The sequence below is a fragment of the Pseudomonas sp. B329 genome (assembly GCF_023127835.1).
Lineage (GTDB): Bacteria > Pseudomonadota > Gammaproteobacteria > Pseudomonadales > Pseudomonadaceae > Aquipseudomonas > Aquipseudomonas synxantha_A.
In genome coordinates this window covers 434,661-456,586 of sequence record NZ_SPKP01000011.1, presented here as the reverse complement: position 1 = coordinate 456,586, position 21,926 = coordinate 434,661, and the positions used below count along the sequence as shown (strand labels likewise).

General features: G+C 60.5%; 25 protein-coding genes. 21 read left to right on the top strand and 4 right to left on the bottom strand.

Annotation, left to right across the window (positions count from 1 at the left end):
* Positions 1 to 2: 2 nt before the first annotated feature.
* The 18 genes from plsX (at position 3) to E4P00_RS08440 (ending at position 16,916) form a co-directional block, all read left to right on the top strand.
* On the top strand, positions 3 to 1,013 hold the full coding sequence (plsX, locus tag E4P00_RS08525; RefSeq protein WP_248131172.1) for a phosphate acyltransferase PlsX: 1,011 nt from the start codon (positions 3 to 5) through the stop codon (positions 1,011 to 1,013).
* Positions 1,014 to 1,139: 126 nt separating this feature from the next.
* Positions 1,140 to 2,078 carry an ACP S-malonyltransferase gene (gene fabD, locus E4P00_RS08520; protein ID WP_032879861.1) on the top strand — a complete coding sequence of 313 codons (939 nt, stop codon included), beginning with the start codon at positions 1,140 to 1,142 and terminating at the stop codon, positions 2,076 to 2,078.
* 24 nt (positions 2,079 to 2,102) lie between these two features.
* On the top strand, positions 2,103 to 2,846 hold the full coding sequence (gene fabG, locus E4P00_RS08515) for a 3-oxoacyl-ACP reductase FabG (RefSeq protein WP_005790544.1): 744 nt from the start codon (positions 2,103 to 2,105) through the stop codon (positions 2,844 to 2,846).
* A gap of 191 nt (positions 2,847 to 3,037) precedes the next feature.
* Positions 3,038 to 3,274 carry an acyl carrier protein gene (gene acpP / locus E4P00_RS08510; RefSeq protein ID WP_003175607.1) on the top strand — a complete coding sequence of 79 codons (237 nt, stop codon included), beginning with the start codon at positions 3,038 to 3,040 and terminating at the stop codon, positions 3,272 to 3,274.
* A gap of 128 nt (positions 3,275 to 3,402) precedes the next feature.
* The gene (gene fabF / locus E4P00_RS08505) at positions 3,403 to 4,647 is read left to right on the top strand and encodes a beta-ketoacyl-ACP synthase II (RefSeq protein ID WP_005790527.1); all 1,245 of its coding nucleotides are present in this window, start codon (positions 3,403 to 3,405) and stop codon (positions 4,645 to 4,647) included.
* Positions 4,647 to 5,462, top strand: coding sequence for an aminodeoxychorismate lyase (pabC, locus tag E4P00_RS08500; RefSeq protein WP_032879862.1), 816 nt, complete (start codon positions 4,647 to 4,649; stop codon positions 5,460 to 5,462). Before fabF ends, pabC begins: the two co-directional genes overlap by 1 nt.
* A 1-nt stretch (position 5,463) precedes the next feature.
* A complete protein-coding gene (gene mltG / locus E4P00_RS08495) occupies positions 5,464 to 6,585 on the top strand; it encodes an endolytic transglycosylase MltG (RefSeq protein ID WP_032879863.1) in 1,122 nt (373 codons plus the stop codon).
* 19 nt (positions 6,586 to 6,604) lie between these two features.
* Positions 6,605 to 7,237, top strand: coding sequence for a dTMP kinase (gene tmk, locus E4P00_RS08490; protein WP_032879864.1), 633 nt, complete (start codon positions 6,605 to 6,607; stop codon positions 7,235 to 7,237).
* Positions 7,230 to 8,219, top strand: coding sequence for a DNA polymerase III subunit delta' (locus tag E4P00_RS08485; RefSeq protein ID WP_248131170.1), 990 nt, complete (start codon positions 7,230 to 7,232; stop codon positions 8,217 to 8,219). Before tmk ends, E4P00_RS08485 begins: the two co-directional genes overlap by 8 nt.
* Positions 8,220 to 8,282: 63 nt before the next feature.
* Positions 8,283 to 9,068: a TatD family hydrolase gene (locus E4P00_RS08480; protein WP_216091981.1), complete on the top strand. Its 786-nt coding sequence runs from the start codon at positions 8,283 to 8,285 to the stop codon at positions 9,066 to 9,068.
* Positions 9,069 to 9,512: 444 nt separating this feature from the next.
* Entirely contained in the window at positions 9,513 to 10,178 is a 666-nt protein-coding gene (locus tag E4P00_RS08475; RefSeq protein WP_032879867.1) for a TetR/AcrR family transcriptional regulator, read from the top strand.
* A 139-nt stretch (positions 10,179 to 10,317) separates the two neighbouring features.
* Positions 10,318 to 11,286, top strand: a complete 969-nt coding sequence (locus tag E4P00_RS08470; protein WP_005790516.1) for a radical SAM protein — start codon at positions 10,318 to 10,320, stop codon at positions 11,284 to 11,286.
* Positions 11,287 to 11,385: 99 nt separating this feature from the next.
* Complete coding sequence (locus tag E4P00_RS08465) at positions 11,386 to 11,991, top strand: DUF4823 domain-containing protein (protein WP_005790515.1); 606 nt, start codon at positions 11,386 to 11,388, stop codon at positions 11,989 to 11,991.
* A 17-nt stretch (positions 11,992 to 12,008) separates the two neighbouring features.
* Positions 12,009 to 12,569: a DUF1285 domain-containing protein gene (locus tag E4P00_RS08460; RefSeq protein WP_248131168.1), complete on the top strand. Its 561-nt coding sequence runs from the start codon at positions 12,009 to 12,011 to the stop codon at positions 12,567 to 12,569.
* 70 nt (positions 12,570 to 12,639) lie between these two features.
* Entirely contained in the window at positions 12,640 to 13,353 is a 714-nt protein-coding gene (locus tag E4P00_RS08455; protein ID WP_248131165.1) for a GntR family transcriptional regulator, read from the top strand.
* The gene (locus tag E4P00_RS08450) at positions 13,350 to 14,351 is read left to right on the top strand and encodes an ADP-ribosylglycohydrolase family protein (protein WP_248131163.1); all 1,002 of its coding nucleotides are present in this window, start codon (positions 13,350 to 13,352) and stop codon (positions 14,349 to 14,351) included. Before E4P00_RS08455 ends, E4P00_RS08450 begins: the two co-directional genes overlap by 4 nt.
* A 188-nt stretch (positions 14,352 to 14,539) precedes the next feature.
* A complete protein-coding gene (locus E4P00_RS08445) occupies positions 14,540 to 16,006 on the top strand; it encodes a cytosine permease (protein WP_032879870.1) in 1,467 nt (488 codons plus the stop codon).
* Positions 15,999 to 16,916 (top strand): PfkB family carbohydrate kinase, encoded by a 918-nt coding sequence (locus E4P00_RS08440; RefSeq protein ID WP_103735499.1) that lies wholly within the window; start codon positions 15,999 to 16,001, stop codon positions 16,914 to 16,916. The genes E4P00_RS08445 and E4P00_RS08440 overlap by 8 nt, the downstream gene beginning before the upstream one ends.
* A gap of 116 nt (positions 16,917 to 17,032) precedes the next feature.
* On the opposite strand, the gene E4P00_RS08435 is transcribed toward E4P00_RS08440, so the two are convergent.
* From E4P00_RS08435 to E4P00_RS08420, 4 genes are all read right to left on the bottom strand, one after another.
* Complete coding sequence (locus tag E4P00_RS08435) at positions 17,033 to 17,413, bottom strand: hypothetical protein (protein WP_032879873.1); 381 nt, start codon at positions 17,411 to 17,413, stop codon at positions 17,033 to 17,035.
* A 48-nt stretch (positions 17,414 to 17,461) separates the two neighbouring features.
* Positions 17,462 to 17,728 carry a hypothetical protein gene (locus E4P00_RS08430; RefSeq protein ID WP_248131161.1) on the bottom strand — a complete coding sequence of 89 codons (267 nt, stop codon included), beginning with the start codon at positions 17,726 to 17,728 and terminating at the stop codon, positions 17,462 to 17,464.
* A 51-nt stretch (positions 17,729 to 17,779) separates the two neighbouring features.
* Positions 17,780 to 18,118: a hypothetical protein gene (locus E4P00_RS08425; RefSeq protein ID WP_005790501.1), complete on the bottom strand. Its 339-nt coding sequence runs from the start codon at positions 18,116 to 18,118 to the stop codon at positions 17,780 to 17,782.
* A gap of 85 nt (positions 18,119 to 18,203) precedes the next feature.
* Positions 18,204 to 19,400 carry an MFS transporter gene (locus E4P00_RS08420; protein WP_248131159.1) on the bottom strand — a complete coding sequence of 399 codons (1,197 nt, stop codon included), beginning with the start codon at positions 19,398 to 19,400 and terminating at the stop codon, positions 18,204 to 18,206.
* 189 nt (positions 19,401 to 19,589) lie between these two features.
* On the opposite strand from E4P00_RS08420, the gene E4P00_RS08415 reads away from it, so the two are divergent.
* The 3 genes from E4P00_RS08415 to E4P00_RS08405 form a co-directional block, all read left to right on the top strand.
* Positions 19,590 to 20,069, top strand: a complete 480-nt coding sequence (locus tag E4P00_RS08415) for a GNAT family N-acetyltransferase (RefSeq protein WP_005790497.1) — start codon at positions 19,590 to 19,592, stop codon at positions 20,067 to 20,069.
* Between the two features lie 148 nt (positions 20,070 to 20,217).
* Positions 20,218 to 21,039 carry an SDR family oxidoreductase gene (locus E4P00_RS08410; RefSeq protein WP_078822087.1) on the top strand — a complete coding sequence of 274 codons (822 nt, stop codon included), beginning with the start codon at positions 20,218 to 20,220 and terminating at the stop codon, positions 21,037 to 21,039.
* Between the two features lie 32 nt (positions 21,040 to 21,071).
* On the top strand, positions 21,072 to 21,926 hold an 855-nt coding region (locus tag E4P00_RS08405; RefSeq protein WP_248131157.1), incomplete at its 3' end, for a substrate-binding domain-containing protein.

Genomic DNA, 21,926 nt, shown 5'->3' with positions numbered 1-21,926 from the left:
ACTTGTCTGCCCAAGTCATCGCGATTGACGCAATGGGCGGGGACTTCGGTCCCCGCAGCATTGTTCAGGCCTGCATTGCCAGCCTGTCTGCTACGCCCTCGCTGCACCTGACCCTCGTCGGTCAACCTACCCTTCTTGAAGAACTGATTGCCAGCCATCCGGCGGTGGATCGCGCGCGCTTGACCATTACCCCTGCCAGCGAAACCATCGGCATGGATGAAAAGCCGGCCGCAGCCTTGCGCGGCAAGCCCGACTCTTCAATGCGTGTGGCCCTTGAGCTGCTGCGTGATGGCAAGGTGCAAGCCTGTGTCAGTGCGGGTAATACGGGGGCGTTGATGGCCTTGTCGCGGCATGTGCTCAAGACCTTGCCGGGTATCGACCGCCCGGCGATGGTGGCGGCGATCCCGACGCAGAAGGGCTATTGCCAGTTGCTGGACTTGGGCGCCAATGTCGATTGCAGTGCCGAGCACCTGTTGCAGTTCGCCGTAATGGGCTCGGTGGCCGCCGAAGCGCTGGGCGTAGCCCGGCCAAGGGTCGCCCTGCTGAATATCGGTACCGAGGACATCAAGGGCAACCAGCAGGTCAAGCTGGCCGCCACGTTGTTGCAAGGCGCGCCGGGCTTGAACTACATAGGTTTTGTCGAAGGTGACGGCTTGTACCGTGGCGAAGCCGACGTGGTGGTGTGTGACGGGTTTGTCGGCAACATCCTGCTCAAGTCCAGCGAGGGCTTGGCAACCATGATTGCCACGCGTATCGAAGCCTTGTTCAAGCAGAGCCTGGTATCGCGCATGGTCGGTGCCCTGGCGCTGCCGTTGATGCGCCGCTTGCAGGCCGACCTGGCACCGGCACGGCACAACGGTGCGAGCTTTCTCGGCTTGCAGGGCATTGTGGTCAAAAGCCACGGCTCGGCCGGCGTGCAGGGGTTTCAAAGTGCGATTGCGCGGGCGTTGATCGAGATACAGGAAAGCCTGCCGCAACGCCTGCACGGCCGTCTTGAGGATCTGTTGCCTTAGGCGAATTGGCCCGGGAGTGCTTAAATGTGACCGGCCAGTTCAATTGACCATCCAATCTGTCAGTTTCGCGCGCTCCCACCGTTGGAGTGCGCATTTTTGACGACCAGATCATTAGGGGCTTGTTACATGTCTACATCCCTCGCATTCGTCTTTCCAGGGCAGGGTTCGCAGTCCCTCGGCATGTTGGCCGAGCTGGGCGCGCAATACCCGCTGGTCCTGGATACCTTCAAGGAAGCTTCCGATGCCCTGGGTTACGACCTGTGGGCGCTGACCCAGCAGGGGCCGGAAGAGCAGCTCAATCAAACCGATAAAACCCAGCCGGCCATTCTGACCGCTTCGATCGCCCTGTGGCGCTTGTGGCTGGCAGAAGGTGGGGCGCGTCCGGCATTTGTTGCCGGGCACAGCCTGGGCGAATACAGCGCCCTGGTGGCGGCGGGCAGTCTGACCCTTGGTGAAGCGGTCAAGCTGGTCGAGCGTCGTGGCCAGTTGATGCAAGAAGCCGTTCCGGCCGGGCAGGGCGGCATGGCCGCGATCCTGGGCCTGGATGATGCGGTGGTAATCGAGGCCTGCGCCGAAGCGGCGCAAGGTGAGGTGGTCAGCGCGGTGAACTTCAACTCCCCGGGGCAGGTGGTGATCGCCGGCGCCAAGGCGGCTGTTGAGCGCGCCATCGAAGGCTGCAAGGCCCGGGGTGCCAAGCGTGCACTGCCGTTGCCGGTGAGCGTGCCGTCCCACTGCGAACTGATGCGCCCGGCTGCCGAGCGCTTTGCCGAGTCTATCGCGGCCATCAACTGGCAGGCGCCGCAGATCCCGCTGGTGCAGAACGTCAGCGCGGCCGTGGCTGCCGACCTCGACACCCTCAAGCGCGACCTGCTGGAGCAACTGTACAAGCCGGTGCGCTGGGTTGAATCGGTCCAGACCCTGGCTGCCAACGGCGCCAACGAGTTGGTCGAGTGCGGCCCGGGCAAAGTCCTGGCCGGCCTGAACAAGCGCTGCGCCGACGGTGTGTCGACCGCCAACCTCAATACCCCTGAAGCCTTCGCTGCCGCTCGCGCGGCACTGGCCTGAATCCCGTACTTAGGAGAAGCCTGCATGAGTCTGCAAGGTAAAGTTGCACTGGTTACCGGCGCTAGCCGTGGCATTGGCCAGGCCATCGCCCTGGAGCTGGGCCGTCAGGGCGCCGTTGTGATCGGCACCGCCACTTCCGCCTCGGGCGCCGAGCGTATCGCCGCGACCCTGAAGGAAAACGGCGTGCAGGGCACCGGCCTTGAGCTGAATGTGACCAGCGATGAGTCCGTGGCTGCCGTATTGGCCGAGATCACTGCACAGTTCGGTGCGCCGGCGATTCTGGTGAACAACGCCGGTATCACCCGTGACAACCTGATGATGCGCATGAAAGACGACGAGTGGTACGACGTGGTCGATACCAACCTGAACAGTCTGTTCCGCCTGTCCAAGGGTGTTTTGCGCGGCATGACCAAGGCGCGTTGGGGCCGAATTATCAATATTGGCTCCGTAGTGGGTGCCATGGGCAACGCAGGCCAAGTAAACTACGCTTCCGCCAAGGCCGGTCTGGAAGGTTTCAGCCGTGCACTGGCACGTGAAGTCGGTTCGCGGTCGATTACGGTCAACTCGGTGGCCCCAGGGTTCATCGACACCGATATGACCCGCGAACTGCCGGAAGCACAGCGTGAAGCGTTGCTGACGCAGATTCCGCTGGGCCGTCTGGGCCAGGCTCAAGAGATCGCGAATGTGGTCACTTTCCTGGCATCCGACGGTGCGGCATACGTGACTGGGGCTACAATCCCGGTGAACGGCGGGATGTACATGAGTTAAATTGTGACGGATCGCTTCAAAAAAATGTCATACGAGCTGTCTAAAATCCGTTATAAAGCTGCAACTTAATTTATAGGCAGGTGGCCGACCGGGTACAGGGTGAAGCTTTCAGTTGAAAAGCTGAAATGGCTTTCTATACACTTACCCACTGGCCAGCTGCCTGAATTTGTCCATTAGGAGTTAAACAAGGTATGAGCACCATCGAAGAGCGCGTCAAGAAAATCGTTGCCGAGCAACTGGGCGTTAAGGAAGAAGAAGTGGTCAACACTGCTTCCTTCGTAGAAGACTTGGGTGCCGATTCCCTTGACACCGTTGAGCTGGTGATGGCTCTGGAAGAGGAATTCGAGACCGAAATCCCGGACGAAGAAGCTGAAAAAATCACTACTGTTCAAGCTGCCATCGACTACGTTACCAGCCACCAGGCGTAATAGTTTGTAGTCGTCGCTTGCTGTCAGGGAAAAACCGCACTGCTGTAACGGCGTGCGGTTTTTTCTTTAGGCGGTGATGAAAAGTAAGCTGCGAATCGAAGTGTCGTCATTAGAAAAAGGAGAGTGCTGTGTCGCGTAGACGCGTCGTAGTCACCGGTATGGGTATGTTGTCGCCACTGGGTACGGATGTGCCGAGCAGTTGGCAGGGCATTCTGGCTGGCCGCAGTGGTATTGGTCTGATCGAACACACAGACCTTTCTGCCTATTCCACCCGTTTTGGCGGCTCGGTAAAGGGCTTCAATGTCGAGGAATATCTCTCGATCAAAGAATCCCGCAAGCTCGACCTGTTCATTCAATACGGCTTGGCAGCCGGTTTTCAGGCGGTGCGCAACGCCGGCCTGGAAGTCACCGACGCCAACCGTGACCGCATCGGCGTGGCCATGGGTTCGGGGATTGGCGGTTTGACCAATATCGAAGAAACCAGCCGCACGCTGCACGATTCCGGCCCGCGTCGAATTTCACCGTTCTTCGTGCCCGGCTCGATCATCAATATGATTTCCGGCTTCCTGTCCATCCACCTGGGTGCACAAGGGCCTAACTACGCCATCGCAACGGCGTGCACCACGGGCACCCACTGCATCGGCATGGCGGCGCGCAACATCGCTTATGACGAAGCGGATGTGATGATCGCAGGTGGCGCTGAAATGGCCGCCTGCGGCCTGGGCATGGGTGGCTTCGGTGCATCCCGTGCGTTGTCGACCCGCAATGACGAGCCCACCCGAGCCAGCCGTCCGTGGGACAAGGGCCGTGATGGCTTCGTGCTGTCTGACGGCGCCGGTGCCCTGGTGCTGGAAGAGTTGGAGCACGCCAAGGCGCGTGGCGCCACCATCTACGCCGAGTTGATCGGCTTTGGCATGAGCGGCGATGCCTATCACATGACGTCGCCACCGTCCGACGGTGCCGGTGCTGCGCGCTGCATCACCAATGCACTGCGCGATGCGAAGGTCAACCCTGACCAGGTGCAGTACATCAACGCCCATGGTACTTCGACGCCGACCGGCGACCTGGCGGAAGCTGAAGCCATCAAGTCGGTGTTCGGTGAACATGCCTACAAGCTGGCCGTCAGCTCCACCAAGTCCATGACCGGCCACCTGTTGGGTGCGGCGGGCGCGGTCGAGGCGATCTTCAGTGTAATGGCGATCAAGGATCAGGTCGCTCCGCCGACCATCAACCTTGATGAGCCGGACGAAGGCTGCGACCTGAACTTCGTGCCCCACGAAGCGCAACCGATGCCGATCGACGTGGTGATCTCCAACTCGTTCGGGTTTGGTGGCACCAACGGCTCCCTGGTGTTCCGCCGGTTTGCCGAGTGATGCACAGCTGGGTCGACGGTCAGCCGGCGGGCAGCGTGCCCCTGAAAGATCGTGGCCTGGCGTATGGCGATGGGATATTCGAGACCATCGCCGTCAAGGCCGGGCAGCCGTTGCTGCTCGACCGTCACCTGCAACGCCTGGAAGAGGGTTGCAGGCGCTTGGCACTGGTGGCCGATCACGGGTTGATTCGCAACGAAGTGCTTGGCTTCGCCGCCGCGCTGGGTGACGGTGTCCTCAAGTTGATCCTCACCCGTGGCGACAGCCTGCGCGGTTATGGCATCAACCCTGGCGCCCCGGTGCGTCGTATCTTGCAGGGCAGTGCGCCCGCTATTTACCCGCCCGCCCATGCAATCGAAGGCATCCGCCTGTTCCCCTGTACCACGCGCTTGGCTGAGCAGCCGCTGCTGGCCGGTCTCAAGCACCTCAACCGCCTGGAGCAAGTGATCGCCCGTGCCGAATGGCAAGATACCGAACATGCCGAAGGCCTGATGCTGGATATGTCCGGGCGGGTGATCGAAGGCGTGTTCAGCAACCTGTTCCTGGTGCGCAACGGCTTGTTACTAACCGCTGATCTGACCCGTTGCGGCGTGGCCGGGGTGATGCGCGCCGAACTGCTGGCCCAGGCACATGCGCTGGGCGTCCCGGTGGTCGTGGCCGACATCAATATTGAGCAGTTGCAGCAGGCCGATGAAGTCTTTGTCTGCAACAGCGTATATGGCATTTGGCCGGTGCGTGGATGCGCTGCGATGAGCTGGCCGGTTGGGCCGCTCACCCGTAAACTGCAGGGTATTGTTCGCGCGCTATTGGATATTTGAGTTGATACGAAAACTGGTGTTACTGCTGCAGATCAGCCTGGTCTCGGCAGCGTTGCTCGTGGGCTTTTCGGCCTGGAAACTCGACTCTGCCCTCAAGCAGCCCCTGAAGCTGCCCCAGGAGCAGTTGCTCGACGTGCCGGCTGGCGCTACCCCGACGGGTACTTTCAATCGTCTGGAAGCCGACGGTGTACTCGACGATGCATTCTGGTTACGCCTGTACTGGCGCTTCAACCTTGAAGGCCAGCCACTGCACAGCGGCGAATACCGCATGACACCCGGCCTCACTGCCGAAGGCTTGATCGGCCTGTGGCAGCGCGGCGAGGTGGTGCAATACAGCCTGACCCTGGTGGAGGGCTGGAATTTCCGCCAGGTGCGCACCGCCCTGGCCAAGCATGAAAAAATCGTTCAGACCCTTCCTGGCCTGACTGACAGCGAAGTGATGGACAAGCTCGGCCATGCGGGTGAGTTTCCGGAAGGGCGTTTCTTCCCTGACACCTACCGTTTTGTACGCGGCATGACCGATGTCGAATTCCTGAAAAAAGCCTACAACCGCCTGGACGATGTGCTCGCCCAGGAGTGGAGCAAGCGTGCCGACGATGCGCCGTACACCGACCCTTATCAGGCACTGATCATGGCGTCCCTGGTGGAAAAGGAGACCGGCGTGCCGCAAGAGCGTGGGCAGATTGCCGGTGTGTTCGTGCGCCGCATGAAGATCGGCATGATGCTGCAGACTGATCCCACCGTGATTTACGGCCTGGGTGAGCGCTACAACGGCAAGTTGACCCGCGCCCACCTCAAGGAAGCCAACCCCTACAACACCTATATGATCGCCGGCCTGCCGCCCACGCCTATTGCGATGGTCGGTCGCGAGGCGATCCATGCAGCGCTGAACCCGGTGCCGGGCAGCAGCCTGTATTTTGTCGCCCGTGGCGACGGTAGCCATATTTTCTCGGATAACCTGGATGCCCATAATGCCGCCGTGCGCGAGTTCCAGCTCAAGCGGCGTGGCGATTACCGCTCCAGCCCGGCGCCGGTGGTGAAACCGCTGGAAGATGCAACCGCACCTGCCGAGGCACCGATTGAGCCCGCGCCGGACAGTACCGCGCCGCAAAGCCCGCAATGACTCTGACTAAGGACTGCCTGTGACTGGCTTGTTTATTACCCTGGAAGGCCCGGAAGGTGCCGGTAAAAGCACGAACCGCGACTACCTGGCCGAGCGCCTGCGTGCGCAGGGCGTCGAAGTGGTGCTGACCCGCGAGCCGGGCGGTACGCCGCTGGCCGAGCGTATACGCGAAGTGCTGTTGGCCCCGGGTGATGAGCCAATGAACCCGGACACCGAGCTGCTGCTGGTATTTGCCGCCCGAGCCCAACACCTGGCCGAAGTGATTCGCCCCGCGCTGGCACGCGGCGCCGTGGTGATTTGTGATCGGTTCACGGATTCCACCTACGCCTACCAGGGCGGTGGCCGAGGCTTGTCAGTAGAGCGTATCGCCACCCTTGAAACCTTCGTACAGGGCGATGTGCGTCCGGATTTGACCCTGCTGTTCGATCTGCCCGTGGAAGTGGGCATGGCCCGCGCCAGCGCTCGCGGTCGCCTGGATCGTTTCGAACTGGAAGGCCCGGTATTTTTCGACGCGGTGCGCAGCGCTTTCCTGCAGCGCGCCAAGGCTGAGCCGGCGCGTTATCACCTGCTCGATGCGGCGCAGCCGTTGAACCAGGTGCAACAGGCCATCGATGCGCTGTTGCCGACTCTGCTGGAGCGCACTCGTGGCTGAGTCCTACCCGTGGCAGGACAGCCTGTGGCAGCAACTGGCCGGTCGTGCCCAGCACGCCCATGCCTATTTGCTGCATGGGCCCGTGGGCATCGGTAAACGTCACCTCGCCGAGCGCTTGATGGCTAGCCTGTTGTGCCAGCACCCGGTCAATCTGCAGGCGTGTGGCGAGTGCAAATCCTGCCTGCTGCTCAAGGCTGGCAGTCACCCGGACAACTATGTGCTGGAGCCCGAGGAAGCCGACAAGGCGATCAAGGTCGACCAGGTACGCGACCTCGTCAGCTTCGTAGTGCAGACCGCGCAGATGGGCGGGCGCAAAGTGGTGCTGATCGAGCCAGTCGAGGCGATGAACATCAACGCCGCCAACGCCTTGCTCAAAAGCCTTGAAGAACCGTCCGGCGACACCGTGCTGTTGCTGGTGAGCCATCAGTCCAGCCGTTTGTTGCCGACGATTCGCAGCCGCTGCGTACAGCAGGCGTGCCCGTTGCCGAGCGAGGCCATGAGCCTGCAATGGCTGGCGCAGGCGTTGCCGGAGTGCACCGAGCAGGAACAGGTCGAGCTGTTGACCCTGGCGGCCGGTTCACCCCTGGCAGCTGTGAAGCTGCAAGCCCAGGGCGTGCGTGAGCAACGGGCACTGGTTGTGGAGAGTGTGAAGAAGCTGCTCAAGCAGGAGCTGTCCGCCACGCAACTGGCCGAAAGCGCCTGGAAGGATATTCCCCTGCTGCTGTTGTTCGACTGGTTCTGCGACTGGTCCAGCCTGATCCTGCGCTACCAACTGACCCAGGATGAAAACGGCCTTGGCCTGGCGGATATGCGCAAGGTGGTGCAATACCTCGCGCAGAAAAGTGCCCAGGACAAAGTGCTGAACATCCAGGACTGGATTCTTGCTCAGCGCCAGAAGGTACTCGGCAAGGCCAACCTCAACCGCGTGCTGTTGCTTGAGGCGCTGCTGGTGCAGTGGGTTGGCCTGCTCGGGCGCCGTTAATTTCCGGGGCCGACAGGTGTATGGTTGGCCAGACCCTTTTCGTGAATTAAGCCCTGACTTCCTATGCTCGTAGATTCCCATTGCCATCTTGATCGCCTTGACCTTGCCCAGCACGGCGGTTCCCTCGACGCCGCCCTTGAAGCTGCACGCCAGCGTGGGGTAGGGCACTTTCTGTGCATCGGCGTCAGCGCTGAAAACGCCGGTGACGTCAAAGCCCTGGCTGATCGCTACGCCGATGTGGATTGCTCGGTGGGCATCCACCCGCTGGACCTCAAGCCCGGCGAAGCCCCGGCTCTGGATTGGCTATTGGGCGAACTCAACCATCCACGGGTGGTGGCCATTGGCGAAACCGGCCTGGACTACCACTACGAGCCTGAAGCCGCCGAGTTGCAGCAGGCCTCTTTCCGCCTGCACTTGCAAGCCGCCCGGCAGACCGGCAAGCCGGTGATCGTCCACACCCGGGGTGCCCGCGCCGATACCTTGACCTTGCTGCGCGAAGCCGCGCTGCCGCAGGCCGGTGTGTTGCATTGTTTTACCGAAGACTGGGACATGGCCAAGGCTGCTCTGGACCTGGGGTTCTATATTTCCCTGTCGGGTATCGTCACCTTTCGCAACGCCGACGCGCTGCGCGACGTGGCTCGCCAAGTGCCAGCCGATCGCCTGCTGGTGGAAACCGACTCGCCGTACCTGGCACCTATTCCCCATCGCGGCAGGCCAAACCTGCCTGAATATGTGCGTGACGTGGCCGATTACTTGGCGATGCTGCGCGGCGAGTCGTACGAGCGCTTCGCCGAGCAGACCACCGAAAACTTCAAACGCCTGTTTCCGTTGGCCCATGTAGCCGGATAGTACGGCTGAATCGCAGGCAAAAAAAACCCGGGTTCTGGGGGGTGAATCCGGGCTAAGACCATTAGGAGTAAAACAAGGGCACGCAGTCCGTCGGTACCCAGGTCGTCGCGTCACTTGGGGGAGATGTCGCGGCGACAGTTGAAGTATTGATCAGTATCCGATTCAGTCCAGTCAGATCTGATCGTTTTTTAAACAGATTTGGAATACGCCCGCTTAGCTTGAGTTCTCATTGAGCAGGTGGGCAGCTTCAGGTGGTGCGTCTATTTCTGACTGATATCGATAAAAACGTTGGCGTATTGAAAGTTAAGTGCATCGCGGGTTCACATAGACATTGCCCAACGACCGTTCAGTCGGGATAATCCCTCGCATCGGGTAAATCGTATCGCCACGTATCTGTGGCCCTGCGCAACCCTCCCTATTCCGACCTTTGCAGACTTCTTCCTCATGCACAAAGAACCCCGTAAGGTCCGTGAGTTTCGCCGCCGTGAGCAGGAAATTCTCGACACCGCACTCAAGTTATTCCTCGAACAGGGCGAAGACAGCGTCACGGTAGAGATGATTGCGGATGCCGTGGGTATCGGCAAGGGCACCATCTACAAGCACTTCAAATCCAAGGCCGAGATCTACTTGCGTCTGATGCTCGACTACGAGCGCGACTTGAACGAGCTGCTGCACTCGGCCGATGTCGACAAGGACAAGGAAGCGCTGTCTCGCGCTTACTTCGAGTTCCGTATGCGTGACCCGCAGCGCTACCGCCTGTTCGACCGCCTGGAAGAGAAGGTGGTCAAGGGGCACCAGGTGCCGGAAATGGTCGAGGAGCTGCACAAGATCCGCGCCTCGAACTTCGAACGCCTGACCCTGCTGATCAAGGGGCGTATCAGTGAGGGCAAGCTTGAAGACGTGCCGCCGTATTTCCACTACTGCGCCGCCTGGGCCCTGGTGCATGGCGCCGTGGCGCTGTATCACTCGCCGTTCTGGAGCAATGTGCTGGAGGACCAGGAAGGTTTCTTCCAGTTCCTGATGGACATCGGCGTGCGCATGGGCAACAAGCGCAAGCACAGCACTGAACTGCCTGGCCCTGAAAAAGGTGATGAGACCCCGGCTACGTAAGTTATTCGCCGTAGTGATGGGGCAATGATTTACTGCCAGGGGTATTAACCCAGGAATATACTCAGGCAAGGACCTTGCTAAAAGCTGATTTATGAGTCAGTTTTTAGTGCGCCCGAATTATCTTCTGCCGGAGTGATCCATGATCGTTGATCGTCAAGGCAGGCGTTTTCGCAATTTGCGGATCAGCCTGACCTCAGCCTGCAATTACGCGTGTACCTACTGCGTGCCTGACGGCAAGCGGCTGGTGGCTGCCCAGGACGAACTCTCGGCCGCGGCCATGGCCCGGGGCGTGGCTTACCTGATTGAAGCGGCGGGCATCGAACGCTTGCGCATTACCGGCGGCGAACCGCTGGTGAGCCCCAAGCTGGAAGCGTTCATGGACGCGGTAGGGCAAATGGGCCTCAGCGACATCAGCCTCACGACCAACGGCCAATTGCTGGCGCGCAAACTGCCGTTGCTGGTGGATGCCGGCATTCGGCGTATCAATGTCTCCCTCGATACCCTGGATGCCGATGCCTTTCGCAGCATCGCCCGTGGCGGCGACCTGGCCACCGTGCTCGATGGTATGGACCAGGCCAGCGCGGCCGGCATCAAGATCAAGGTCAACATGGTGCCATTGCGTGGCCAGAACCTGGATCAGGTGATGCCTCTGCTTGATTACTGCCTGGAGCGTGGGTACGAGTTGCGCTTTATCGAATTGATGCGCATGGGGCACCTGGCGAAAGACTCCAACGCGTTCCTCCAGCAATTTGTCAGCTTGCAGCAATTGCTCAGCCTGATCGGTGAGCGCCACGAATACCTGCAAGCCAACGCGCCCGTTGACGCTACCGCCGTACGCTACGAAGTACCGGGCAAAGGCTTCTTCGGCGTGATCGCCAACGAAAGTGTACCGTTCTGTCGTACGTGTTCGCGGTTGCGGTTGTCCTCCACGGGCTGGCTGCATGGTTGCTTGTCCTCAAGCAATCGCCACTACGTCGGTGACTTGCTTGATCAACCGCGCCATCAGGCATTGCCGGCCTTGCAGGGCTTGTTGATGAAGGCGCTGGGCGACAAGCAGGAAGTGGCCTTTTCGGGCGGCGCGACAATCATGAAGATCATTGGCGGCTAAGGTCGCGCATGCCTCAACGTGTTGTCCTTCAAGCTGGCGCAGAACCTGCATCTCACGCCCATTCGCCGGTTTTCCGTCACCGGCTTCTGGAGGATTAGGATGCGTAGTCTGGTTTTACTGCTGGCGGCGTTGGCCCTGAGTGGTTGTATGACCGTCAGCGATATGGCCGAAGGCACTCGCTATCAGATGAGCGATGCCGGGCTGCTGGACCATAGCGACACCCGGCGTACGGCCTCGGTGCGCATACAGCCGGATTCCTTTGTATTTATCGCCCAGGGCGCCTTCGTGCCGCCGGGCAGCGCGTACCCGCGACCCAACGTGGTCGCCGAGGAAGCGTTCAACGGTTTCGTCGAATATTTCCCCATGGTCCGTCGTGCCCGCCAACCCGAAGGTCTCGAGCAGGCCATGGCCGAAGCCCGCGAGGCGGGGGCTCACTACCTGCTGTATTGCCGTTTTGCGGCAGCCGATGACCGTATCGGCAATGCCGATGAGTGGACCGACCAGCAAGCTCTGGACCGCCTGGGGCTGGACAGCGGTGTGATCCAGGTCATGTTGATCGAGACCAGCACCCAGTATTTGATTGATACTGCACGTATTCGCAGTCGTGGCGGTTTACTGACGTTCCACGACACATCGCCACAAGATCTGATTGCCCGCCCCCTGGCGCAATACGCCCGAGGCTTGCTGGGCATGAGCAATCAGTAGACCTGAGGAGAAGCCCCATGACCGATTCCGCCAAGGCCAATGACCTATTGGCCCAACTGCCCAAGGGCAAGGGGCCGGCACCGGTGCACCTGTGGAACCCGGATTTCTGCGGCAACATCGACATGCGCATCGCCCGCGACGGCACCTGGTTTTACCAGGGCACGCCCATCGGGCGAAAGCCGATGGTCAAACTGTTTTCCAATATCCTGCGCCGAGACGGCGATGATTATTTCCTGGTGACGCCGGTAGAAAAAGTCGGCATCAGCGTTGACGATGCGCCATTTGTGGCGGTAACCCTGGACGTGCAAGGGCAGGGCGAAAGCCAGGTATTGCGCTTTACCACCAATGTCGACGAGCAGGTCGAGGCCGGCCTCGAATACCCGTTGCGGGTGGTGACGGACTCTGTCACCCAGGAACCTGCACCCTACGTGCGAGTTCGCACCAACCTTGAAGCCCTCGTGCATCGCAACGTGTTCTACCAATTGGTGGAGCTGGCGGTGACTCGTCCGATCAACGGTCAGAACTGGCTTGGCGTATGGAGTGCAGGGGAGTTTTTCCCCATCGGCCTGGAACCCTGAGGCTGATTTTGCCTTCACCCTGAAATAATCTCCTTGCTGTAAATGCCTGCTTTCGGTTATCAATTTGTACATGATTAGACATGTTCGATTTGATAAGAAAAAACGCGTCGTCGACGAGCTCATCCGCCGTATCGAAGGCGGGGTCATGGCCGACGGTTTGCTATTGCCGGGTGAGCACCAGTTGGCCGAGGAGTTTGCGGTCAGCCGTGGCACGTTGCGCGAGGCGCTGGCCGAGCTCAAGCGCCGTAACTATATCGCCACCCAGAGTGGTGTCGGCTCCATCGTCACCTTTGATGGCATGGTCCTCGACCAACGCAGCGGTTGGGCCCAGGCCCTGGCCGACACGGGGGCTCAGGTGAGCACCGACGTGCTGCGTTTCGAAGCCGTGACGCGCCCGGACCTGTTCAGCCGTTTCGGCACCGATCAATTTATTGCCCTGGATCGCCGCCGGAACACGGCCAATGGCGTTGCGGTGTCTCTGGAGCGTTCGTTGATGCCCGCAGTGGGCGGCCTGGAAAGCCTGCCCCGCATTGGCCTGATCGATGATTCCCTGACCATCACCCTGGCGGCCTACGGTTATGTGGGCGCCGAAGGCGACCAGTGGATCGGCGCCGAGCCCCTGAGCGATGAAGATGCTCAATTGCTCGGGCGCGCTACCGGCACGGTATTTCTCAAAGCTTCGCGCACCACCTACGACCGTCGCGAACGCTTCATGGAGCATGTCGAAAGTTTGCTCGACCCGCTGCACTTTCGCCTGCATCTGCAGTTTGGAGCCGCCAAATGACCCGGGAAGACCGCGCACTCGGTGCCTTCTACGGCTTGGCCCTGGGCGACGCCCTGGGTATGCCCACACAATCCTTGAGCCGCGAACAGGTGAAAGCGCGCTTCGGAACCATCACCGCCCTGGAAGACGCCGACGCCGACCAGCCTATCGCACCGAACATGCCCGCCGGTTCCATTACCGATGACACCGAGCAGGCCATCCTGGTCGCTGAGTTGCTGGTGCAAGGCCAAGGCCGGATCGAACCTGCCGTGCTTGCCCGGCGCCTGATCGACTGGGAAGCGGGAATGCGCGCCAAGGGTTCCCAGGACCTGCTCGGGCCGTCGACCAAACGGGCGATCGATATGATCCTTGCTGGCCATACGCCGCAAGAGTCCGGACGCTACGGCACCACCAATGGTGCGGCCATGCGCATCACCCCGGTGGGCATCGCCGCCGATGTCAGCGAGACAGCCTCGTTTATCCAGGCGGTGATCCAGGCTTGCCAGGTCACCCATAACACCAGCCTGGGTATCTCCAGTGCCGCGGCCGTGGCGGCGGTGGTCTCCGCCGGTATCACTGGCGTGGACCTGGGCGAAGCCTTGAACATCGGCATTCAGATTGCCCAGCAGGCTGAAAGCCATGGCCACTGGGTGGCCGGTGGACGCATTTCCACCCGCATCAGCTGGGCCCGCACCCTGAGTGTCGGCAGCGATGACAAGGCCCTGTTTGCCGATTTGCTCTACGAATTGATCGGGACGTCTGTTGCCTCGCAGGAGTCGGTGGTGGTGTCGTTCGCCCTGGCGCAGCAAGTCGCGTCCGGCGATATGAATGCCTTCGAAGCACTGTGCCTGGCCGCCAGCCTGGGGGGCGACACCGACACGATCGCCGCGATCCTGGGGGCCATGCTCGGCGCGTGCCTGGGGATGCAGTGCTGGCCAGAGGCGCTGATCGAGCAGGTCAAGCAGGTCAATGGCCTGGACTTGCAGCCGCTGGTCCAAGCGTTATTGGCCTTGCGATAAACACGGAACTAAATGTGGGAGCTGGCTTGCCTGCGACAGCGGTTTTCCAGTGGCTGCTGGGCTGGTTGACACACCCCAATCGCAGGCAAGCCAGCTCCCACATTAAAAAGCGTTGAGTCAGGAAGACTGCATAAAGATTCGACTCGCTGCCACAACCACAACAATACAGGCACCAGGAGCACCCCTTCATGAGCAGCACCTCTAGTGGCCAAAGCGCCGGGCAGTTGGAAACACGCGGTATCGAGCCGGTCCCGGAAGGCGAGTGCAACGGCCATCCGCTGCAACTGTTCTGGGTATGGTTTGCCGCCAATATCAGCATCCTCGGCTTGCCGCTCGGCGCAACGTTGGTCGCGTTTCGGGGCCTGGCCATCTGGCAGGCGATCATCGTCGCAATCCTTGGCGCAGCGGGTTCCTTCGCGGTAGTGGGCATCATCTCCATCGCCGGCCGCCGTGGTCGCGCGCCCAGCCTGACGTTATCCCGCGCTATCTTTGGCGTACGCGGCAATATCGGCCCGACGGTGGTCTCGCTGATGTCGCGCCTGGGTTGGGAAACCGTCAACACCACCACGGCCGCCTTTGTGTTGCTGTCCTTGTGTTCGATCCTGTTCGGTTCGGCGGTAGAGGCGAAAAGCGCCCCCGTACTCACGTTGATCTTCATCGCCATCTTTGTACTGCTGACCCTGGCGGTATCCGGCCTCGGCCACGCCACGCTGCTGGTGATCCAGAAGTGGGCCACCTATGTATTTGGCGGTTTGAATATCCTGGTGGGCGGCTTTCTGTGTGCCACTATCGACTGGAGCGCGGTGTTCAATGCCACACCTGCGCCGTTGAGCGCGATGATCATCGGCGTCGGCACCATGGCCGCCGGCACCGGCATTGGGTGGGCCAACGCCGGTGCCGATATGTCGCGCTACCAGCACCGCAGCGTCAAGGCTGTGCGCCTGGTGGCCAGCGCCGCCTTTGGCGCGGGCATCCCGCTGGTGTTGCTGATTACCCTTGGTGGCCTGCTGTCGGTGGGTAACGACGACCTGGCGTCGGCCACCGACCCCATCATCGCGATCCGCGACATGCTGCCCACCTGGATGGCGGTGCCTTACCTGATCACCGCATTCGGCGGGCTGTTGCTGTCGAACAATCTGTCGGTATATTCGGCCGGCCTTACCACCCTGACCCTGGGTCTGAAGGTCAAGCGCGTGCACGCGGTGATTGTCGATATCGTGGCGATCTTCGCCGGTTCCATCTATTTCATGCTGATCGCCGACAGCTTCTATGGCCCGTTCATCACCTTCATTTCGTTGCTGGCGGTGCCGATTACGGCGTGGGTCGGGATCTTCGTGGTCGACCTGATACACCGGCATTACTACAGCCCCAAGGACTTGCTGGATGTCAGTCCGAGCAGCGCTTACTGGTATCGCGGCGGTGTGGAGTGGCGTGCCTTCGGCGCCTGGGCCGTGGCTATCGTGCTGGGGTTCTGCTTCACCACCATCGGCACCACCGCGCAAAATATCTGGTTCGCCGGGCCGCTGTCCGACTCCTGGTTGGGCCACAACGGCCTGGGCTGGGTCGTTACCTTCCTGGTCGCAGGCGGCCTTTATGCGGTACTGGGCGGCGCGTCTGATCGTCGCCCGGCTTTGGTAGAGGGTACCCATGCCTAGATTGCTGCATACCGGCCAGGTCATTGTCGACCTGGTCATGGCCCTCGACACCCTGCCGGCAACTGGCGGTGACGTACTGGCCAAATCTGCCAGTTTCGAAGCGGGCGGTGGCTTCAACGTCATGGCGGCGGCGCGGCGCAATGGGATGTCGGTGGTCTACCTTGGGCGCCACGGCAATGGCCGGTTTGGTGACTTGGCTCGCGCCGCGATGCAGGCTGAAAAGATTGAAATGGCATTGACTGCGAGCAACGAGAAGGACACTGGTTTGTGTGTGTCCCTGACCGAGGCCACCACTGAGCGTACGTTCATTTCCCATATCGGCGCCGAAGGCGAATTGAGTGCCGAAGATTTGGCCAGGATCGTCCCGCTCGCCGATGACTACGTGTACGTCAGTGGCTACAGCCTGCTCCTTGAGGGCAAGGCGCAGCCGTTGATCGACTGGCTGCTGGCGCTGCCGCGAGAGATCGTAGTGGTGTTCGATCCTGGACCGCTGGTCAAGGCGCCGGATTCAGTCTTGATGCGTGCGTTGTTGCCACGTATCGATATCTGGACCAGCAATGGCCCGGAAGCTCTGGCGTTTACCGGTGCCCCTGAGATCGCCGCGGCGTTGCCTGCGTTGAGTCGACATCTGCCTGCGCAAACCTTGCTGGTCGTACGTGATGGGCCCAATGGTTGCTGGGTAGGGCGCACGGCTGAAATTGAACATGTACCCGGTTTCAAGGTGCAAGCGGTCGACAGCAACGGTGCGGGGGATGCGCACGCAGGGGTATTTATTGCCGGCTTGGCGCAGGGCTTGAAACCTGTCGAGGCGGCGCGTCGAGCGAATGCTGCGGCGGCGTTGGCGGTGACGCGTTGGGGGCCGGCCACATCACCTGCCACTGCCGAGGTCGATGCACTACTCAGGGAATAAACACACGTCAAAATGTGGGAGGGGGCTTGCTCCCGATAGCGGTGTATCAGCCAGTTCATCTATAGCTGACCCACTGCAATCGGGGGCAAGCCCCCTCCCACATTTTGAATCTATGTTTAGCCTGCTTTTTTCAACGCCTGGATCAATTCATGTTTACGCATGGTCGAGCGGCCCGGAATGTTCTTGGCTCGCGCCTCCTTCATCAGGCCCTCCTTGGTTTGCGTACCCAACGAAGCCCCACTGCTGCGCGGGTGCCCCTCACGGCTAGCTGCCGCACGCTTGGCCGACTCCTGCCGGTCCTGGGATTTCTTCGCCGGCGCTTTATGCTGGCCCGAGCCGCCGGCCTTTTCACCGCCGCCGGACTGCTTGTTGACGGTGGCCCAGGCCCGGGCTTCGGCTTCTTCCTTGGACAATCCCTTGTGCTCATAACTGTCTTCGATATGAGCGGCCTTGCGTTTCTGTTCGGCGGTGTATTTGGCTTTGCTTCCACGAGGCATCGCTAAAACTCCTTCTGGCCCCGGTCGCAGGGCCAGACCAGAAATGACTTACCGAGGGCCTCCCCCGTCGAGCTTGCGGGCCTCATCCACACCCGAGGCGGTGAGCTTGATCGGCAGGTTCAACGAGTATTCACCGGCGTCGTCGGTGGTCACATGCCCATCCTTGATCAGCCCGCGGTCTTGCAGAAACGCCAAGACACTGGCGACTTCTTTCTCACCGCGGTAGTTGTCCAGTACCTCCTTGCCCAAGCCCTGGGGATGAGCGTGCAGCAGGCGGGTGAGGACTTCTTTTTCAAGGTTTCTATCGACGTTCATGCGAACCTCTTCACTGGGAAATGATCGGGTGTCGGTGTTGCCAGGGATGTATCAAGGCGCTGGTTGTTTCGGTGCACCTGGCAGATTCGAGTCGTCGCCTTTATTGATCTTCGGCTCATTGACCGAGGGGCCCATTTTGCCGTTACCGACCGCAGCCGGGGCCTGGCGCTGGGTATCATGGCCCTGGGTGTGAGGGTCGGCGCCGTTGGTGTTGTCGATGATCGCGCCGCCGTTTGTATCCAGGCCAGTGCCCATGGATTTCTGCGATTCAGTCGTCGCGTCGGGCGTCGGGTCGGTGGGGCCGGTCGACGAAGTCGCCGCAAAGGCGCTCAGGGACGCAGCGGACAGCAGGCCGGTGAGGGCGAGGGCAGCAAATTTGGAATTTTTCATGAGGGTGTCTCCATATGATTAATGTCCTTACCCTTTATTGGTCAGCCACCCTTTGCTGTTCGTGCCTTGATGGCGACGAACGGTATCAGTTCACCTGTATCACTTTATGTATCGATACTCGCCGCACGATCAAGCGCGCCACGGTGATCGACCAGTTCAGTGCGGCGATGACCAGTACGCTCAACAGCATCGTCGACAGGCCGAATTCGACAATCATTTTGCCCGCGAGCCATGGAAACCCGAAGACGCCGATAAAGTACGCCAGGCTGAACAGCAATAACGCCTGGGACATGGTGCCGCTGGGTGCTTCATTGGCCACCAGCCCATTGATCACCGAGTACGTCAGGCCATACCCGACCCCCAGCGTGGCGGCAGCCACCAGATAGCTGAAGTTACCGCTCACCCCGAACGCGAATAGCGCAACCGCGCCAAACATGACGCCGGACAATACGCACGCAGCCTGATAGGCATCACGCTTGACCACAAAGCCGGCGATCAACAGCCGGCTGGTAATCGCAGCAGTCAGGAAACCTGCGAAGAACAGTGAATAATCCAGCTGATGGGCCAGCGCATAGCTGGTCTGGAATGACGACAACCCACCAAACACGCAGCCACCCAGGCCGACCATCAAGATCGCGAACGCTGCCTTGGACGTCAGCACGCGGCGGCTTGCTGTCCAGGTAATCTTCGACGCCGGCACGTTTGCGTGCTGTTTGAACTGCGCGCCCATGCGCCAGAACATCACAACCCCGGCAAGGCTGGCCAACCCGGCAATGTAGAACGCTGTCGTCAGGGGCAAGCCCAGCGCGGTGGCGGCGCGCCCCAGCAACGGGCCGGAACCGATCCCGCTCAACATGCTGCCGGACAGCAGGGCAAAATACTTGGCGCGCTGCTGGGGTTGCACCAGCAGCGTCACGATGATCGGCCCCAGGGTATAGAACACGCCCCAGCCCAAGCCCAGGGATAACCCGAACAGCATCAGGCCCTGGCCAAACCCGGGGGATAGGGCAAACCCGAGGCAGGCCACCACCAGCATTACACCCGTGCCCGCAATCGCTCGCGCTGCGCCCAGCGCATCCGCCAGGTGCCCGGAAACGACCACCGCCACAAAAGTGCTGAGCATTGCCGTGGCAATGATACTGCCGGCGTCGTGCTCGTTGCCGCCGCGTGAATGAATCAGCAGCGACAGCAAAAAGGTCGAGCCGTAGGACAGCGACAATAAGAAACTGGCGAGGCAGAACAGCGCGAATGTCTTCGCGCCAACTGCAGACGTGGTGGGCATGAGCAGGACCTGAATGTTGGAATTATGCCGCTTGTTTACCATGGGCGCTCATGGGGATTGTTCTGTGATTACTGGTGCTGGCATTACTCTGGGGCGGAGTAAAAACACTTCGGTCGGCATGAAATTGCGCTGCAATCGGTCATCAAACCGCCTTAGTATGTGGGCTTTGAAATTGCCCAAGGCGCGCCCATGACCATCGAGATTCGCCCCGCCGTACCCAGCGATGCTGCGCAGATCCTGAGTTTCATCACCGAGCTTGCCGAATATGAGAAAGCCCGGCACGAAGTGATCGCCAGCGTGGTGGATATCGAGCGCAGCCTGTTCAGCGAGGGCGCTACCGCCCATGGCCTGATCTGCCTGCGCGACGGTTTGCCGATTGGTTTTGCCGTGTTCTTTTTCAGCTACTCCACCTGGCTGGGCAGCAACTGCCTGTACCTGGAAGACTTGTATATCAACCCGGAGCAACGCGGCGGCGGAGCGGGCAAGAAGCTGTTGCGCCACCTGGCGAAGATCGCCTGCGATAACGGCTGTGGGCGTTTCGAGTGGAGCGTGCTGGACTGGAATGAACCAGCGATTGCCTTCTATAAATCCATCGGTGCCCAGCCTCAGGAGGAGTGGGTGCGCTATCGCATGGAAGGCGAGGCGCTGAGGGATTTTGCCCAAGGCTGACCGACATTCCAAACCGGCTATCAATGGCCGGTTTTTTTTGCTTTCGCTCACAATATGGGATGCAAATTTATATATTGAGATATTTCAAGGTCTGGGTTTATAGTCGCCTGCATCAGCACTCACTACCAAAAATAAAACAGGTGAAGCGATGCAGGCACAACCGTTGTCCCTACCTGCCGTGCCCGAGCCGACTTACGGCGAGCGGCTGAAGAACAAGGTGGTGATCATCACCGGCGCTGCGCAAGGCATTGGCGAGGCGATCGTGGCTTGCTTCCAGGCCCAGCAGGCGCGGTTGGTGATTGCGGACATCCAGGGTGAAAAAGTCGAGAAAGTCGCCGCCTGTTGGCGCGAACGTGGCGCCGAGATTTGCGCACAACCTGTAGATATCACCTCCAAAGAGCAATGGCAGGCGCTGGTCAATCTCGCCATCGAGCGCTTTGGCCGGGTGGACGTACTGGTCAACTGCGCCGGGGTCAATGTGTTTCGCGACCCGCTGGAAATGACCGACGAGGATTGGCGCCGCTGTTTCGCCATCGACCTTGATGGCGCCTGGTACGGTTGCCGTGCGGTGCTGCCGCACATGATCGAGCAGGGCATCGGCAACATCATCAATATTGCCTCCACCCATTCCAGCCACATCATCCCCGGCTGCTTTCCTTATCCTGTCGCCAAGCATGGCCTGCTCGGCCTCACTCGCGCCCTGGGCATCGAATACGCGCCCAAGGGGATCCGCGTAAACGCTATCGCCCCGGGCTATATCGAAACCCAGCTTAACGTCGACTACTGGAACGGCTTTCCCGACCCCCGCGCCGAACGCCAGCGCGCGTTTGACCTGCACCCGCCCAAGCGCATCGGCCAACCCATTGAGGTGGCGATGACCGCGCTGTTCCTGGCGACCGACGAGGCACCCTTTATCAACGCCACGTGCCTGATGATCGATGGCGGGCGTTCGGTGATGTACCACGACTAAATCGTTTTCCAATAACAAGAAAGAGGTGGTTCATGTTCAAGAAGACTCTTGGCGCTGTGGCGCTGGCGATGGTGTTCAGCGGCTTTGTATCGGCTGAAGAAGTGAAGATCGGCTTCCTGGTCAAGCAGGCCGAAGAGCCGTGGTTCCAGACTGAATGGGCTTTCGCCGAAAAAGCCGGCAAGGAGCATGGCTTCACCGTGATCAAGATCGCCGTGCCCGACGGCGAGAAAACCCTCTCGGCCATCGACAGCCTCGCCGCCAACGGTGCCAAGGGCTTTGTGATCTGCCCACCGGACGTGTCCCTGGGCCCGGCCATTGTCGCCAAGGCCAAGGTCAACGGCCTGAAAGTCATGGCCGTGGATGACCGCTTTGTCGATGCCAAGGGCAACTTCATGGAAGACGTGCCGTACCTGGGCATGGCCGCGTTTGAAGTGGGCCAGAAACAAGGAGCCGCCATGGCCGCCGAAGCGAAAAAACGCGGCTGGGACTGGAAGGACACTTATGCGGTGATCAACACCTTCAACGAACTCGACACCGGCAAGAAGCGCACCGACGGCTCGATCAAATCCCTGGAAGACGCCGGTATTCCCAAGGATCACATCCTCACCGCCGCGCTTAAAACCCTCGACGTACCCGGCAGCATGGACGCCACCAACTCGGCCTTGGTCAAGCTGCCGAGCGGCGCGAAGAACCTGATCATCGGCGGCATGAACGACAACACGGTACTGGGCGGCGTGCGCGCCACCGAAAGTGCCGGTTTCAAGGCGGCCAACGTCATCGGCATCGGCATTAATGGCACCGACGCCATCGGCGAATTGAAGAAAGCCGACAGCGGTTTCTTCGGCTCCATGCTGCCGAGCCCGCACATCGAGGGCTATAACACCGCA

Bases quoted from the DNA above. Each gene is read 5' to 3' on its own strand.
- fabD (WP_032879861.1), top strand. From the start codon at position 1,140: ATGTCTACATCCCTCGCATTCGTCTTTCCAGGGCAGGGTTCGCAGTCC.
- fabG (WP_005790544.1), top strand. From the start codon at position 2,103: ATGAGTCTGCAAGGTAAAGTTGCACTGGTTACCGGCGCTAGCCGTGGC.
- acpP (WP_003175607.1), top strand. From the start codon at position 3,038: ATGAGCACCATCGAAGAGCGCGTCAAGAAAATCGTTGCCGAGCAACTG.
- pabC (WP_032879862.1), top strand. From the start codon at position 4,647: ATGCACAGCTGGGTCGACGGTCAGCCGGCGGGCAGCGTGCCCCTGAAA.
- E4P00_RS08480 (WP_216091981.1), top strand. From the start codon at position 8,283: ATGCTCGTAGATTCCCATTGCCATCTTGATCGCCTTGACCTTGCCCAG.
- E4P00_RS08475 (WP_032879867.1), top strand. From the start codon at position 9,513: ATGCACAAAGAACCCCGTAAGGTCCGTGAGTTTCGCCGCCGTGAGCAG.
- E4P00_RS08470 (WP_005790516.1), top strand. From the start codon at position 10,318: ATGATCGTTGATCGTCAAGGCAGGCGTTTTCGCAATTTGCGGATCAGC.
- E4P00_RS08465 (WP_005790515.1), top strand. From the start codon at position 11,386: ATGCGTAGTCTGGTTTTACTGCTGGCGGCGTTGGCCCTGAGTGGTTGT.
- E4P00_RS08460 (WP_248131168.1), top strand. From the start codon at position 12,009: ATGACCGATTCCGCCAAGGCCAATGACCTATTGGCCCAACTGCCCAAG.
- E4P00_RS08455 (WP_248131165.1), top strand. From the start codon at position 12,640: ATGATTAGACATGTTCGATTTGATAAGAAAAAACGCGTCGTCGACGAG.
- E4P00_RS08450 (WP_248131163.1), top strand. From the start codon at position 13,350: ATGACCCGGGAAGACCGCGCACTCGGTGCCTTCTACGGCTTGGCCCTG.
- E4P00_RS08445 (WP_032879870.1), top strand. From the start codon at position 14,540: ATGAGCAGCACCTCTAGTGGCCAAAGCGCCGGGCAGTTGGAAACACGC.
- E4P00_RS08440 (WP_103735499.1), top strand. From the start codon at position 15,999: ATGCCTAGATTGCTGCATACCGGCCAGGTCATTGTCGACCTGGTCATG.
- E4P00_RS08435 (WP_032879873.1), bottom strand. From the start codon at position 17,413: ATGCCTCGTGGAAGCAAAGCCAAATACACCGCCGAACAGAAACGCAAG.
- E4P00_RS08430 (WP_248131161.1), bottom strand. From the start codon at position 17,728: ATGAACGTCGATAGAAACCTTGAAAAAGAAGTCCTCACCCGCCTGCTG.
- E4P00_RS08425 (WP_005790501.1), bottom strand. From the start codon at position 18,118: ATGAAAAATTCCAAATTTGCTGCCCTCGCCCTCACCGGCCTGCTGTCC.
- E4P00_RS08420 (WP_248131159.1), bottom strand. From the start codon at position 19,400: ATGCCCACCACGTCTGCAGTTGGCGCGAAGACATTCGCGCTGTTCTGC.
- E4P00_RS08415 (WP_005790497.1), top strand. From the start codon at position 19,590: ATGACCATCGAGATTCGCCCCGCCGTACCCAGCGATGCTGCGCAGATC.
- E4P00_RS08410 (WP_078822087.1), top strand. From the start codon at position 20,218: ATGCAGGCACAACCGTTGTCCCTACCTGCCGTGCCCGAGCCGACTTAC.